The 12,981-nt window shown below is 73.4% G+C and carries 18 protein-coding genes; 9 read left to right on the top strand and 9 right to left on the bottom strand.

Annotated features, from left to right (window positions below; translation table 11 throughout):
* The first annotated feature begins 42 nt into the window (after positions 1-42).
* Genes HWD93_RS02150 through HWD93_RS02140 form a run of 3 tightly spaced genes read left to right on the top strand, consistent with a single transcriptional unit; the run spans position 43 to position 2,180 of the window.
* Positions 43-690, top strand: a complete 648-nt coding sequence (locus HWD93_RS02150) for an SDR family oxidoreductase (protein ID WP_070417526.1) — start codon at positions 43-45, stop codon at positions 688-690.
* A 3-nt stretch (positions 691-693) separates the two neighbouring features.
* Complete coding sequence (locus tag HWD93_RS02145) at positions 694-1,479, top strand: SDR family oxidoreductase (protein ID WP_175473654.1); 786 nt, start codon at positions 694-696, stop codon at positions 1,477-1,479.
* A complete protein-coding gene (locus HWD93_RS02140) occupies positions 1,476-2,180 on the top strand; it encodes an alpha/beta hydrolase (protein ID WP_261645894.1) in 705 nt (234 codons plus the stop codon). The genes HWD93_RS02145 and HWD93_RS02140 overlap by 4 nt, the downstream gene beginning before the upstream one ends.
* Here the strand turns inward: HWD93_RS02140 and HWD93_RS02135 are convergent.
* The 3 genes from HWD93_RS02135 to HWD93_RS02125 all read right to left on the bottom strand — a co-directional run bounded on the left by HWD93_RS02135 (position 2,128) and on the right by HWD93_RS02125 (position 4,121).
* Positions 2,128-2,691 (bottom strand): DUF6611 family protein, encoded by a 564-nt coding sequence (locus tag HWD93_RS02135; protein ID WP_261645893.1) that lies wholly within the window; start codon positions 2,689-2,691, stop codon positions 2,128-2,130. The genes HWD93_RS02140 and HWD93_RS02135 overlap by 53 nt on opposite strands.
* Positions 2,688-3,218 carry a hypothetical protein gene (locus HWD93_RS02130; protein WP_071294344.1) on the bottom strand — a complete coding sequence of 177 codons (531 nt, stop codon included), beginning with the start codon at positions 3,216-3,218 and terminating at the stop codon, positions 2,688-2,690. The genes HWD93_RS02135 and HWD93_RS02130 overlap by 4 nt, the downstream gene beginning before the upstream one ends.
* 201 nt (positions 3,219-3,419) lie before the next feature.
* A complete protein-coding gene (locus tag HWD93_RS02125; protein ID WP_261645892.1) occupies positions 3,420-4,121 on the bottom strand; it encodes an SDR family oxidoreductase in 702 nt (233 codons plus the stop codon).
* Between the two features lie 86 nt (positions 4,122-4,207).
* On the opposite strand from HWD93_RS02125, the gene HWD93_RS02120 reads away from it, so the two are divergent.
* Positions 4,208-4,594, top strand: coding sequence for a MerR family transcriptional regulator (locus HWD93_RS02120; RefSeq protein ID WP_070417522.1), 387 nt, complete (start codon positions 4,208-4,210; stop codon positions 4,592-4,594).
* 35 nt (positions 4,595-4,629) lie between these two features.
* On the opposite strand, the gene HWD93_RS19405 is transcribed toward HWD93_RS02120, so the two are convergent.
* From HWD93_RS19405 to HWD93_RS02105, 3 genes are all read right to left on the bottom strand, one after another.
* Entirely contained in the window at positions 4,630-5,577 is a 948-nt protein-coding gene (locus tag HWD93_RS19405; RefSeq protein ID WP_071302324.1) for a helix-turn-helix domain-containing protein, read from the bottom strand.
* A complete protein-coding gene (locus HWD93_RS02110) occupies positions 5,574-6,104 on the bottom strand; it encodes an AAA family ATPase (RefSeq protein WP_261645891.1) in 531 nt (176 codons plus the stop codon). Before HWD93_RS02110 ends, HWD93_RS19405 begins: the two co-directional genes overlap by 4 nt.
* Positions 6,105-6,199: 95 nt before the next feature.
* Positions 6,200-7,417: an FAD-dependent monooxygenase gene (locus HWD93_RS02105; RefSeq protein WP_261645890.1), complete on the bottom strand. Its 1,218-nt coding sequence runs from the start codon at positions 7,415-7,417 to the stop codon at positions 6,200-6,202.
* 60 nt (positions 7,418-7,477) lie between these two features.
* Between HWD93_RS02105 and HWD93_RS02100 the strand changes: the two genes are divergently transcribed.
* Both HWD93_RS02100 and HWD93_RS02095 read left to right on the top strand, forming a co-directional pair.
* Entirely contained in the window at positions 7,478-7,999 is a 522-nt protein-coding gene (locus HWD93_RS02100) for a MarR family transcriptional regulator (RefSeq protein ID WP_261645889.1), read from the top strand.
* Positions 8,000-8,066: 67 nt separating this feature from the next.
* Positions 8,067-8,681, top strand: a complete 615-nt coding sequence (locus tag HWD93_RS02095; RefSeq protein WP_261645888.1) for a copper resistance CopC family protein — start codon at positions 8,067-8,069, stop codon at positions 8,679-8,681.
* 19 nt (positions 8,682-8,700) lie between these two features.
* Here the strand turns inward: HWD93_RS02095 and HWD93_RS02090 are convergent, their stop codons facing one another.
* Together HWD93_RS02090 and HWD93_RS02085 are read right to left on the bottom strand one after the other, a co-directional pair.
* Positions 8,701-8,940 carry a hypothetical protein gene (locus HWD93_RS02090; protein ID WP_071294205.1) on the bottom strand — a complete coding sequence of 80 codons (240 nt, stop codon included), beginning with the start codon at positions 8,938-8,940 and terminating at the stop codon, positions 8,701-8,703.
* Positions 8,941-8,980: 40 nt separating this feature from the next.
* On the bottom strand, positions 8,981-9,349 hold the full coding sequence (locus HWD93_RS02085; protein WP_070417517.1) for a VOC family protein: 369 nt from the start codon (positions 9,347-9,349) through the stop codon (positions 8,981-8,983).
* A gap of 60 nt (positions 9,350-9,409) precedes the next feature.
* Here HWD93_RS02085 and HWD93_RS02080 point away from each other — a divergent pair, with 60 nt between their 5' ends.
* Complete coding sequence (locus tag HWD93_RS02080; RefSeq protein ID WP_070417516.1) at positions 9,410-9,859, top strand: MarR family winged helix-turn-helix transcriptional regulator; 450 nt, start codon at positions 9,410-9,412, stop codon at positions 9,857-9,859.
* A 6-nt stretch (positions 9,860-9,865) separates the two neighbouring features.
* Here the strand turns inward: HWD93_RS02080 and HWD93_RS02075 are convergent, their stop codons facing one another.
* Positions 9,866-10,297 carry a VOC family protein gene (locus tag HWD93_RS02075; protein WP_261645887.1) on the bottom strand — a complete coding sequence of 144 codons (432 nt, stop codon included), beginning with the start codon at positions 10,295-10,297 and terminating at the stop codon, positions 9,866-9,868.
* Between the two features lie 112 nt (positions 10,298-10,409).
* Between HWD93_RS02075 and HWD93_RS02070 the strand changes: the two genes are divergently transcribed.
* Together HWD93_RS02070 and HWD93_RS02065 are read left to right on the top strand one after the other, a co-directional pair.
* Complete coding sequence (locus HWD93_RS02070) at positions 10,410-11,960, top strand: MFS transporter (protein WP_139201801.1); 1,551 nt, start codon at positions 10,410-10,412, stop codon at positions 11,958-11,960.
* A complete protein-coding gene (locus tag HWD93_RS02065; protein ID WP_261645886.1) occupies positions 11,957-12,925 on the top strand; it encodes a hypothetical protein in 969 nt (322 codons plus the stop codon). The genes HWD93_RS02070 and HWD93_RS02065 overlap by 4 nt, the downstream gene beginning before the upstream one ends.
* Positions 12,926-12,981 lie beyond the last annotated feature (56 nt).

The following is a 12,981-nucleotide window of genomic DNA, read 5'->3' as shown; positions in this document are numbered from 1 at the left end:
GCGCACCTCGCGCGCTGAGCCGCCGCGAGTAGCGTCCGACGCATGAGCAACGTCATCGTCCTCGGCGGCCACGGCAAGGTCGCACTCCTCGCCACCCGCATCCTCACCGACCGCGGCCACACCGTCACCTCGGTCATCCGCGACCCCGACCAGGCCGACGAGATCCGCGCCCACGGCGGGCAGCCGCACGTCGCCGACATCCAGCAGCAGACCCTCACCGACTTCGCCGAGCTCATCCACGGACACGACGCCGTGGTCTGGTCGGCCGGTGCCGGCGGCGGATCGGCGGACCGCACCTGGGCGATCGACCGCGACGCGGCGATCCTGTCCGTGCAGGGTGCCGCGAAGGCCGGCGTCGACCGCTACGTCATGGTCTCCTGGTCCGGCTCGCTCCTCGACCACGGGGTGCCGCAGGACGACGACTTCTTCGCGTACGCGCAGTCGAAGATGATCGCCGACGCCGTCCTCCGCGACTCGGGGCTCCGCTGGACGGTCGTCGCGCCGAGCACCCTCACCGACGACGAGCCCACGGGTTCGGTCGACTGGGACGGCTCCTCGACGCAGGTCCCGCGCGGCGACGTCGCGCACGTGGTGGCCGACGCGGTCGAGGGCGACGAGACGATCGGCCGGACGATCCGGTTCAACACCGGTTCCACCCCGATCGCCGACTTCCTCCGCACGGCGGGCTGAGCCGTGGCGCGGAACCCCGAACCGTTCCGGGGCCGACTGGCCCTCGTGACCGGTGCGAGCGGCGGCATCGGCGAGTCGCTGGCGGAGGGCCTCGCCGCGGGCGGCGCCGACCTCGTCCTGGTCGCCCGGTCCGCCGACAAGCTCGACGCCGTCGCCTCGGGCATCCACGCGCGCCACGGTGTGCGCGTGCGGGTGCTCCCGGCCGACCTGGCGACGGCCGACGGCGTCGACGAGGTGATCACGGCCCTCGACGGCACCCGCGTCGACGTCCTGATCGCGAACGCCGGGGTCGGGTGGCACGGCACCTTCGCCGAGCAGCCCGAGGACGGCATCGTGCAGCAGATCGCGCTCAACGAGACCGCGCTGGTCCGGCTGACGCGGGCGTTCCTGCCCGGCATGCTCGCCCGCGGCGTCGGCGGCGTGATGACCGTGGCCTCGACCGCGGCGTTCCAGCCCACCCCGCACATGGCGCTCTACGGCGCGACGAAGGCGTTCGTCCTGTCCTTCACCGAGGCCCTCTGGCAGGAGACGCGCGGGCAGGGCGTGCGGGTGCTCGCCCTGTGCCCCGGACCGACCGCGACGGGCTTCTTCGACGCCGCGGGCGGCGGGTCGTTCCTCGAGGGCGGTCGGCAGTCGGCGGAGGAGGTCGCACGCGTCGGTCTGCGGGCGTTCGCCCGTGCCGGCGGACCGACGGTCGTCTCCGGCGCGCGCAACGCCGTGCTGGCGAGTGCGCACCGCTTCGTCCCCCGCGGCCTGATGACGCGCATGTCCGCGATGGTGATGGAGTGACGAGCCCGACGGTCCTCTTCGTGCACGGCGCCCTCGTCCGTGACGGGGACTGGTGGTGGGCTCCGACCGGCGACCTGCTGCGCGAACGGACCGGCATCGTCAGCCGCGCCGTGGCCCTGCCGTCGTGCGGCGAGACCGACACCGGCGGCGGCCTGCAGGAGGACGCCGCCGCACTGCGCCGCGCCCTCGACGAGGTCCCCGACGCCATCGTCGTCGGACACTCCTACGGCGGGACCGTGATCGCCGAGGCGGGCCCGCACCCCGCGGTCCGGCACCTGCTGCTCGTGTCGAGCTACCTGCCGCCCGTCGGGGCGTCGCAGGGGTCGATCATGTCCGGCGAGCCGGACCCCGTCGCGGTGCGTCCGGACGCCGACGGGCGGATCGTCGTCGACGGGTACGACGCGCGGTCGTTCGGCGCCCGGTTCCTGCAGGACGCCGACGCCGCGACGCAGCGGGCGGCGTGGGACCGGGTCACCTCGCAGGACGTCCGCGCGTTCGGCACCCCGACGAGCGCCGAGGGGTGGGCCGGCGTGGACTCCACCGCGGTGGTGTGCGCCGAGGACCGCTCGACGACCGTCGCACTCCAGCGGGAGCACGCGGCACGGGCCACCCGGTCGGTCGAACTCCCGACGGGGCACCACCCGTTCATCACCCGACCGGACCTCGTGGCCCGGCAGCTCGAGGCGTTCCTGCGCGACTGACCCGGGACCGCGGGCCGCTCGGCAGGTCGTCCCAGACGTCGGCCCAGATCGACTCGAAGTCCACCGGTCGGATCGCACCGGCACGGAGCGCCCGCTCCGGCACGGTCAACGCGTCGAGCGAGGCGCGGAGCAACCGGACGTCCCCGTGCACCTCGGGTCGCCCGGTGCCGTGGAAGGTCGTCACCGTCAACGTCCGGACACCGGGACGGAGTCGACGAGCGGCCCGCCCGAGCACCAGGAAACCGCACGCGTACACCCCGACGGCGGCGACGGTCCCGAGGGCGGCGCGGGGAGCGAGCGCGGCCATCACGGCGATCGCCAGCAGTGCCCCCACGGCCGGCCACGCCGACCACGCACGGAGTACCGCACGCTCGCGGCGGGTCGTACCAGGCGGGTAGACGACGAGGGTCCTCGTGCTCCACATCGTCCGGTCGACGGGACGCACGGAGTACCGGCCCCACACGTGCGGGCCGTCGACCACGCGTGCGCGCAGGTCGGAGACGGCGCTCACCGGACGACCTCGGCACGGACCGGCACCACGACGTCGCGGTGCCGGATCGCGGTCACGCAGGGGAAGCAGAGCAGGTCGCCCTCGCGGACGTCCGCGGGCAACGGGGCCGGGAGCCGGTGGAAGGGACCGTCCTCCGCGCCGGCGCACGGGGTGAGGACGTACGTCCCGGTCGGGGCCGCCGTGCTCACCCGGCCGATGAGCCGCACCTGGTCGAGGACGGCGAACCGGGGGAGCACCGCGTCGAGTTCGAGCAGGACGACACCGGTCCGGGGGCGCCGCACGCGCAGCACCGACGCCACGGCGACGCTCACCTCGCCCGGCGTCCACGTGCGGGGTCGGTAGCGGGGCGGTGCCTGCTCGGCGGTGTGCACGCACGGGGTGCCGGCGAGTTCGGCCAGCCGGACCATCGACACGGCGGCGACCAGGACGTCGCCGGTCGTGGGTTCGGTGTGGGCGGGCCAGAGGGTCGGGTCCACGGGGTCGGGGAGGGACGCGCGGAGCGTCGGGAGGATCGCGGTCAGGGTCACCACTCCACGATCCGGCGGGGGCGGCCGTGCGGACAGCGTCCTGACGGATCGCTGACGCCGTCGGTCCGGTCCCGTGCGCGGTCCTGACGCGGCGAGCGCGGAGGACGCGACGAGCGCGCGGACCGTGCGGAGCGGCGGACGGGAGGCGCGGTGCGGGCCCGCACCGTCCCTCCCGTCCGCCCCCGGGTCACGCTGGCCGCATCACGCGAACTGCGCGTAGAACCGCTCGGGCGCCTCGGCGAGCGACGCCTTGACCCCGGCGCTCCAGTCGTCCACGACGACCTCCGCCGCGCCCCGCTCCACACCGTCGAGGGAGAGCCGGGCGACCTCGGCCGGGTCGACCTTCGGCCCCTCGTAGCCGGCCATCATGTCGGTGTCGGCGGCTCCGAGGTGCAGCCCCTGGACGCTGATGCCCCGGCCGGTCAGCTCGAGGCGGACGGCGTTCGTCATGTTCCACTCCGCGGCCTTGGCGGCGGCGTACCCGCCCGAGCCCGGGTACGCGAACCAGGACAGCGCCGACAGGACGTTCACGATCGCGCCCCCGCCGTTGCGTTCGATCACCGGCGCGAACGACCGGACCATCCCGAGGTTGCCCCAGAAGTGCGTGTCCATCTCACGCCGCACGTCGGTCAGGTCGTCCGTGAGCAGCGAGCCCTGCGTGGTGATCCCGGCGTTGTTGACGAGCAGGGTCACGTCGGACGCCGCAGCCGCTGCCGCCGCGACGGACGCCTGGTCGGTGATGTCGAGCGGGAGCACCTCGACCCCCTCGATGTCGACCAGTTCGGGGCGCCGGGCCGTGGCGTAGACCTTGGCGGCGCCGCGCTTGAGCAGCTGCTGCACGAACCGTCGTCCGATGCCCCGGTTCGAGCCCGTGACGAGTGCGACCGATCCAGCGATGTCCATGGTGTTCCTCCTGCCGAGCGGGCACCTCCCGCAGCGGCTCGGCTACGCTAAGACCTCACATCGATGTCAGGTGCAAGGAGGAGATCGTGCGCATCGGAGACCTCGCTGCGGCGACCGGCGTGAGCGTGCGGTCGCTCCGGTACTACGAGGAGCAGGGCCTGCTGCCGGCCGGACGGACGGCGAGCGGCCAGCGCTCCTACGCCGTGCCCGCCGTCGAGCGGGTCCAGCTCATCCAGCAGCTCTTCGCCGCCGGACTGCCGAGCCGCACGATCGTGCAGCTGCTGCCGTGCGTGGACGCGGGGGTGGCGACGCCGGAGTCGTTCGCGCTCCTCGTCGCCGAGCGGGACCGGATCACGGCGCAGCTCGCCGAGCTCGAGGCCGCTCGGGACCGGCTCGACGAGGTCATCGCGATCACCGAGCACCCGACACCGGAGCACTGCCCGGCGCTGCGGGACCAGCCGCTGGCGGCCTGACCGGCGCGGCGCACGGATCAGCGGCGGCGCGCGGATCAGCGGCGGCGCGCGGCCTGCCAGGTCTCGCGGGGCAGCACCCCGAACTCGTCGCGGTAGCTGCCGGCGAACCGTCCGAGGTGCGCGAAGCCCGAGTCCCGCGCCACGTCCCCGACGCTCCGGTCGTCCCCGGACTCCAGGCCCTCCCGGGCGAGCAGCAGTCGGATGCGCCGGAGGTAGGTGGTCGGCGTGATGCCGTGGTGGCGCCGGAACGCGTCCTGCAGCCCGCGGATGCTCAGGCCCGCGGCCGCCGCGACGTCCTCGACGGTGATCTGCTCGGTCGCGTGCTCGAGCAGGTACGCCTCAGCCCGGGCGAACCGTGCCGCCGCCGCCGTGCGGGGCTGGTCCTGCCCGACCGGCCAGTGCGGGATCGCCGTGAGCAGGCCGCCCGCCGCGAAGCGGGTCAGTTCGCGCTCGTGCTCCTCGGTGACCTCCTCCGGACCGCGCAGCACGTCGGCCGCCACCGCGCGCACCATCAACCACCAGGCGGCGAGCGTCGGCCCCTCGGGGATGTGGTGCGGCTGGAACTCGATCGGGCCCGGCTGCCAGGCGCCGCGCTCGGCAGCGACCTGCTCCACCGTGGTCCGGTCGATGCGGATGAGGTCGAGCTGGAACCCGTCCCACCGAACCTGCTGCGGGTCGTGGCGGAACAGGACCGGACGGCCGGTGGGCACCCCGTCGCCGTCGACCGCACCGCTGCCGGACTTCAGCCAGAAGAGGACCATCGCGGACTCCGCCTCGACCGTTCCCTCGACGACACCGGTGCTCGCCATCGACACGAGGGACAGCAGCTCGGAGCCACGTCGCCGTTCCTCGAACGAGAACCCCGAGGGCGCGCCCTCGACCGTGGCCCGTCGGACGTCGGGGATCCGCGTGACGAGCTCCGCCGCGTCCGCCGGTTCCGACGTCACGACCGACCACTGCGACCGCTGCACGAAGGCGCTCACCGTGCGACCTGCAGCACCGCGTCGGCGATGTTCCGTGCCACCTGCTCGGGCGAGGTGTCCGTCGTGTCGACGACCTCGGCCGCGGCGTGCAGCCAGGTGCGTGCCGCCTCGGCGTAGGGCTCGACGCGGCTGGACCGGAACGTGGACGGCCCCATCACGGCGTCGTTCTGGATCCGGTCCCGCAGGGTCTCCTCTTCCGCGTGCAGCACGAAGTGCCGGACCGGGATCCCGTGCGCCGCGAACCCGTCCGCGATCTCCCGCCAGTACCGCTCGACGAGGACCGTCTGCGGCATCACGAGCGTGCCGCCCGCGAAGGCCAGGACCTGCCGGGCGGTCTCGACGACGAGCGGTCGCCAGGGGTCCCAGTGCTGGAAGTCGCCGGACTCGGGCAGCGGGGGCCGGACGTCCATGAGGGTCTCGCCGACCTTCTCCGGATCGAGCACGCGAGCGTCCGGCAGGAGCGGCTGCACCAGCCTGCTGGTGGTCGTCTTGCCGACGCCGTGCGTCCCGTTGATCCAGACGATCATGACCGGACCGTAGCGCACATCGCTGCGGGACGGGAGGACGGGACGGACGGGAGGCGCGTGGCGGGCCCGCACCGCGCCTCCCGTCCGCCACCGGCTCACTCGAGGTGCGCGTAGTTCGGCAGGTCGATCGCCTCGGCCGGTGGGGTGGCGAAGCGGGCGCCGAGGCGCCCGACGAGGGGCAGCGACGCCACGCGGACGGCGGTGCCGAAGGCCGCGATCCCGAGCCGGGACCTCGGGTTCGCGATCCGCGGCGTGCCCGGCGGCAGCTGCTGCGCCTTCGCGACGTACGGGCGCATGATGCGCTCGTACGCGCGCAGGGCGTCGCGGTGATGGACGTGGGCGGCGAGCTCCCCGGCGAGGACGTAGGCACCGGTGAGCGAGAGGCTCGTGCCCATGCCGCTCACCGGCGAGGCGCAGTACGCGGCGTCCCCGAGGAGCACCACCCGGCCGTCCGACCAGCGCGGGGCGTGGACCTGTCCGATCGCCTCGGAGTAGAGGTCCTCGGAGTGGTCGAACCCCGCGAGGACCCGCTCGGCCTCCCACCCGGCGTCGCCGAACACCGCGCGCAGGCGGCGGCGCACCGCATCGAGGTCGCCGCGCTCGGGGCCGGCTCGCTCCCGCTTCCGGTCCGTCACGACCGACATCGCAGCCCGGATGGTCCCGTGCTGGTCGGGGCGGAGGGTGATCGACCGGCCACCCGGTGCGTTGTACCAGCGCCACCAGTCGTCGTCCGCCGCGGTCCGGGGGATCGTGCCGTACGTCGTCTCGAGCCCGAGCGAGCGGATCTCCGGCTCGTCGCCGAACACCAGCCGACGGGTGCTCGATCCGATGCCGTCCGCCGCGACCACCAGGTCGAACCGGTCGTCCGGGCCGTGCTCGAACCCCACGGTCACGCCGTCGTCGTCCTGGTCGATGCGGGTGATCCGGTCGCCGTAGCGGTACTCGGTGGCGTGGGACGTCCCGTCGACGAGGAGCCGCGCGAGGTCACCGCGCAGGACCTCGAGCTCGGCGGTGGCCCCGCCGGAGTCCGAGGTCCCCGCCGGGAACGCCGCGACCGTCCGGCCGCTCGGACCGATGAACCGGGTGCCGACCTCGCCCGTCGTGGCAGCGCGGATGTCGTCCTCGATGCCCATCCGGCGCGCCACCTCACGCCCGGCTCCGCGCACGTCGACGTTCTGCCCGCCGGTGCGGAGGGACGGCGCCCGCTCGACGACGACCGTCTCGAACGAGAAGCGGTGGAGCCAGTGGGCGAGTGCCGGGCCGGCGATGCTCGCGCCGGAGATGAGCACGCGTCCGCGGGTGTGATCGGTCATGGTCCCTCACGTTGTTGATTACCAATGAGATTGGCAATGTACACGACTACCATGGTGGACGTGCCGAACGACGACCAGCACCCAGCGACCGACCGCCCCGACGACCGGCAGGACCGCCACGACCGGGCGACGGCGCGACGCGACGGGCGATCGCTCCCCGACGACGACATCCGGTCCCGCGTGCAGCAGGTCAGTGTGCGGCAGCAGCGCTTCGAGCGGCACCTCGCCGCGGCGCTGTCGGTCGACGCCGCGGGGCTCGAGGCGATGGACCACCTCATCGCGACCGGGCCGGCCACCCCGACCGAGCTCGCCCGTCGGCTCGAGATCTCGACCGCCGCGATGACGCTCGTCCTGAACCGGCTCGAGGGCGCCGGGCACGTCCGACGGGAACGGCACCCGAGCGACGGGCGCAAGCTCGTCGTCACGGCGGCGGAGCAGTCTTCGGACCGTGCGTACGACCTCGTGCTGCCGCTCATCGAGGGCATCGAGGGCATCGTCGACGACCTGGACCTCGCGGAGCGTGCGACGGTGCAGACCTTCCTCGACCGGCTGATCGGGGTCTACGACGACGCGATGGACTGAGCCGTCGCGGAGTCCGTCGTCCGGGCCGACGTCCTGTGCGTCCGGTCAGGATCGGCGACAATGGACCGTGCCCTTCCGTGCCCTGCTCGCCACCGCCGCGTCGGCCGTCGCCCTGGCGTTCGTCCTCGTCACGGCGGCCCCCGCGTCCGCCCACGACGTCCTCGCCTCGACCGCACCCGCTGCGGACGCGACGGTCGGAGGTGACCTCGACCAGGTTGCCCTCACGTTCTCCGAGCCGCCGCTGGCCGGGCTCGAGTCCGGGATCGTCGTCAGCGTGACCGGCCCGGACGGCGCCGAGGTCGGCGCGCGGAGTGTCGACGTCGACGGCAGCACGCTGCGCACGGCCGCCGACCTCACGGCTGCCGGCTCGTACACGGTGACCTGGCGGAGCGTCTCGGTGGACGGACACCCGATCTCGGGGAGCTACCGGTTCACGTCGACCGGAGCGCCGACCTCGACTCCGACTCCGACGGCGACGGGACCGACGGAGACCCCGAGCGCGGGCACCCCGACGCCGAGCGCCACAGCCGGTGCCGGTGCCGGTGCGACCAGCGCCACGGCCGGGTCGTCCGGGCCCGGGGCGACGCCGTGGGTCCTCGGCGGGATCGCGGTCGTCGTCGCCGCCGCGCTCGTCGCCGTCCTGCTGGTCGCCCGTCGCCGGACCACCCCCGACGACGAGTGACACGAGCCGCGCCGCCGGGTCAGCGCCCGGCGTACCGCCCACGGCGGTGCCGCCGGTCCCAGACCGCGACGGCGATCCGGCCGACACCGAGCGCGATCCAGACCGCACCGATGATCCACCGCCACGCGTCGTCACCGCCCTCGACCGCGGCGAACACGAGCCACACCACACCCAGGGCAGTCCACGCCACGGCCATCCAGAGCGCCGGCCGCCCGACGATCGACCGCCACAGCTGCTCGTCCCCGGCGTCATCGCTCATGGCGACACCGTAGACCGTCCGGTCCGCCCGTGCCAGGGCGTCAGGCGCGGTCGTGCAACGTCACCTGGTACCCGTCCGGGTCGGCGAAGGTGAAGGTCCGACCGAACGGGCCGTCGATCGGCGCGGACACGATCCGGTGGCCGTCGGCGACCAAGGCGTCGTGGATCGCCTGGACGTCGGTCGCGTGCAGCCAGATCGCCGCGCCGATGCCCGGCTGTGCCACGGCGTCGAGGTCGGTGCCGGGCACGAGGTCGCGCAGGGCGAACGCGATCGGCGTGGTCTCGAAGACCACCGCGTGCGGCGGACCCGCCTGCGACCGGACGAGGCCGAGGTACTGCTCGTAGAACGCCTGAGATGCATCGAGATCGCGGGTCTGCAGCGAGATGAAGTCGGGGCCGGTGACGGGCATGGGGTCTCCTTCGTTGGTGTCAGTTATCTGACACGAAAGAACCTATGTCAGACTACTGACATGCGTCAAGACGGACACGGCATCGACCTGGACACGTCCCTCGGGTACCTGCTCAAGGAGGCCGCGAGCGCGCTCCGCACCGCGATGGAGTCGGTCCTGCGCCCGCTCGGCATGACCGTCACGCACTACTCGTGTCTCGAGCTGCTCGCGCAGCGTCCGGGGTCGTCGAACTCCGACCTCGCTCGCGGGGCGTTCGTGACGCGGCAGTCGATGAACGTCCTGCTGCAGGCGCTCGAACGGGACGGCTCGGTGTCGCGCGCGTCGGAGGCACCGGTGGGCAAGGCGCTGCCGGTCCAGCTCACCCCGCTCGGGCGGGAGCGTCTCGCCGAGGCCTCGGCAGCCGTCCGCGGGGTCGAGGTCCGGATGCTCAGCGGGATGTCGGCCGACGAGCAGGGCGCGGCGCTCCGAGCACTGCGGAGCATGGTGCGGTCACTGCGCGACGACGCGTGAGTCGCGCTACGGCGCGACCGGTCGACGCCCCGTGGACGACTGGAAGCGCAGCAGGTAGCCGTCGGGATCGGTGACCAGGAACTGCCGCACCCCGGCTTCCTCGTCGCCCACGCGGTACCAGCGCGTCTCCGCCGGCATGAAGAGCTCCACACCGCCGGCACGGAGCGACGCCGCGACGACGTCCGCGTCCAGGACACCGATCTGCAGGTTGATCCCGCGGCCGAGTGGTCGATCGAGCGGCCCAGTGAGCCAGTTCCGACCGACCCCGGCCTGCTCGAGCATGACGTGCGCCGACCCGAGCGTCAGGTAGGCGAACCGCTCCTCGGGACGCGCGTAGGCCACGGTGAACCCGCACAGGCCGGACCAGAAGGCGATGCTCGCGTCCACGTCGGTGACGAGGAGCTCGGGGACGAGGGCGGGGTCCGGATCGGTCGTCACCAGGCCATGCTGCCAGCCGGCGTACCGGACCCGCACCGCGCCTCCTGAAGGTGTGGACAAGATCCGTGCTCGCCGGACCAGCGACTCCGCTGCGGCCTAGCGTGAGAGCGTCATGGCACCCGAACACCGACTCCCCGCCGAGCCCGACGCGGCTCCCACCGTCGCGCACCACGATGCGCACCACGCGGCCACCGCCGCGCCCCCCGAGCGATCCGAGCACTCCGACGCCGGATCCGGTGACCAGCCGGACCCGAACCGGTGGAAGGCCCTCGTCATCTGCCTGCTCGGCGGCGGCATCGTCCTGCTCGACGTGTCGATCGTCAACGTCGCGCTGCAGTCGATCTCGTCCGGACTCCCCGGGGCCACTCCGGAGGCCGTGCAGTGGATCCTGTCCGGCTACGCACTGTCGTTCGGACTCCTGCTCGTCCCCGGCGGTCGACTGGGCGACGCCTCCGGCCGCCGGCGCATGTTCGTCATCGGGGTCGGCCTGTTCACCCTCGCGAGCGCGCTCTGCGGCTTCGCCCCGAACGGGATCGTGCTGGTGGTCGCACGGCTGGTGCAGGGCCTCGCCGGTGGTCTGCTCACACCGCAGGTGACGGCGCTCATCCAGCAGCTGTTCCGCGGGAAGGAGCGCGGCACCGCCTTCGGGCTGTTCGGCGCCACGGTCGGCATCGCCACGGCGATCGGCCCCCTCGTCGGTGGTCTGCTCATCACGGCCTTCGGCACCGAGAACGGCTGGCGGTTCGTCTTCTTCGTGAACCTGCCCGTGGGACTCGTCACGATCCTCCTGGCCTTCCGCTACCTGCCGGCGGCGAGCCGGGTGGAACGCGGCCGGAAGCACGACTTCGACCCGGTCGGGATCGTCCTGCTCGGCGCCGCGGTGGTCGCCCTGCTGCTGCCGTTCGTGCAGTCGCAGGAGTGGAAGGGCACGGCGAAGTGGTGGCTCGTGGTCGCCGCCGTCGTGCTCGGCGCACTCTTCGTGCTGTGGGAACGGCGGTACGCGCGGTCCAAGGAGCCCGTCATCGACCTCGGGCTGTTCCGCCGCCGGTCGTTCTCGCTCGGTGTCGGGCTCGCGACGCTGTACTTCGCCGGGTTCACGCCGCTGTTCTTCGTCCTGACGCTGGCCCTGCAGTCGGGCCTCGGGTACTCCGCGCTGCTCGCCGGCCTGTCGTCCGTGCCGTTCGCGATCGGGTCCGGGGTCGCGTCGACCATCGGCGGTCGCGTCGTCTCGCGGTTCGGCCGACAGCTCATCGTCGTCGGGACCGTACTGGTCCTGATCGGCCTCGGCGGGGTCATCTGGGTCGTCGCGAACCACTACCGGTCCGACCTCGGGTGGTGGCTCGTCGTACCGCTCCTCGTCGCCGGTGTCGGCTCCGGACTGACGATCTCGCCGAACCAGACGCTCACGCTGTCCGAGGTGCCGGTGGAGCAGGGCGGCTCGGCCGGCGGGCTCATCCAGGTCGGTGCGCGCGTCGGGTCCGCGATCGGGATCGCCGCCGTCGGCAGCGTCTTCTACTCGGCGCTCGCGAGCTCGAAGGGCGACTACGCGCAGGGGTTGCCGCTCGGACTGGGCGTGGCGCTCGGGTTCGTCGCGGCGGCGTTGCTCGCGGGGATCGTCGACGTCGTCGTCGGGCGGATCCGGGGGACCGAGGCGACGGTGTGATCCGGGTCCTGCTGTACGTCGCCACGATCGTCGTCGCGACGGCGCTGTCCCTCGGCGGCGGGCTGCTCGTGGCGCTCGAACTCGGGAGCGCGGCGCACGGGTGGCTCATCGCCGCGGCCGTCTGCACGCCGCTCGTCGTCATGGGGCCGGTCCTCGTCGGGGCCTTGGCCGGCTACTACGACCACCGCTCGTCCCCCGAGAGCCAGCGCTCCCTGTTCCGGGTCTCGGCGGTCGTCGCCGCCGTCGACGTCGTGGCCGCCGTGGTCTTCGTGCTGACGGCTCTGTCGGCGCAGGCGCCCCTCTGGGTGCCGGTGCTGCTCGTCATCGGGGCCGGGGTGCTCCTCGCCGTCGCCCGCCCGCTCGGAGCACTCTTCCGGCGTTCGGAGCCGCCCATCACCGACCAGGGCGACGACATCCCCGGCACCGGGCTGGTGCGACGCGGGGTGCGCTCGATCGCGACGACCTTCGTCATCGCCGCGGTGGTCTGCACGATCGGGGTCACGATCCTGGCGGCCTTCTCGGACCGGGGCGGCGCGCTCCTCCAGGTCGTCCTGCTCGGGGGCCAGTTGACCTTCACCGCGACGGCGATGGCCGCGATCGTCGTGGCGCTCCCGCTGAACCGTGCGCTCCGCGACAGCGGTGGGCGGGACCTCGGACGCCTGCAGCGGTACGCGAAGGTGGTGCTGCGGGGCAAGGAGCTCCCCCTCGACGAGGCCGACCGCGCGGGAGCGGTCCGGTACGCCCGGATCGTCCCGCTCGCCCTGCAGTTCCAGCTGGTGTTCACGGGCCTGCTGTACGTCGCCATCGCGTTCCAGTTCGTGTCGTCCGCGGTCCGTGGCGACCTGGGGCTGCTGCCCGTGGTCTTCCTGGTCGCGATGGTCGTCGTGCTCGCCTGGGCGATCCCGCTCTCGGTACGGCGGATCGGTCGTGCGCGTCGGTACGCGGAACAGCACCGACCGACCTGATCGGCGTGGGTGGGCGCCCGTCGAGGATGCGCTATCGTCGGGCGCAGAGGGAAAAG

The organism is Curtobacterium sp. C2H10 (assembly GCF_025407985.1).
Lineage (GTDB): Bacteria > Actinomycetota > Actinomycetes > Actinomycetales > Microbacteriaceae > Curtobacterium.
Note: the sequence above shows the minus strand (reverse complement) of the source record. Positions and strands in the feature narration are given on the sequence as shown.

Excerpts from the sequence above, each read along its gene's own strand:
- HWD93_RS02150 (WP_070417526.1), top strand. The coding sequence starts at position 43 with ATGAGCAACGTCATCGTCCTCGGCGGCCACGGCAAGGTCGCACTCCTC.
- HWD93_RS02125 (WP_261645892.1), bottom strand. The coding sequence starts at position 4,121 with ATGGACATCGCTGGATCGGTCGCACTCGTCACGGGCTCGAACCGGGGC.
- HWD93_RS02110 (WP_261645891.1), bottom strand. The coding sequence starts at position 6,104 with ATGATCGTCTGGATCAACGGGACGCACGGCGTCGGCAAGACGACCACC.
- HWD93_RS02105 (WP_261645890.1), bottom strand. The coding sequence starts at position 7,417 with ATGACCGATCACACCCGCGGACGCGTGCTCATCTCCGGCGCGAGCATC.
- HWD93_RS02090 (WP_071294205.1), bottom strand. The coding sequence starts at position 8,940 with ATGAGCGATGACGCCGGGGACGAGCAGCTGTGGCGGTCGATCGTCGGG.
- HWD93_RS02085 (WP_070417517.1), bottom strand. The coding sequence starts at position 9,349 with ATGCCCGTCACCGGCCCCGACTTCATCTCGCTGCAGACCCGCGATCTC.
- HWD93_RS02080 (WP_070417516.1), top strand. The coding sequence starts at position 9,410 with ATGCGTCAAGACGGACACGGCATCGACCTGGACACGTCCCTCGGGTAC.
- HWD93_RS02070 (WP_139201801.1), top strand. The coding sequence starts at position 10,410 with ATGGCACCCGAACACCGACTCCCCGCCGAGCCCGACGCGGCTCCCACC.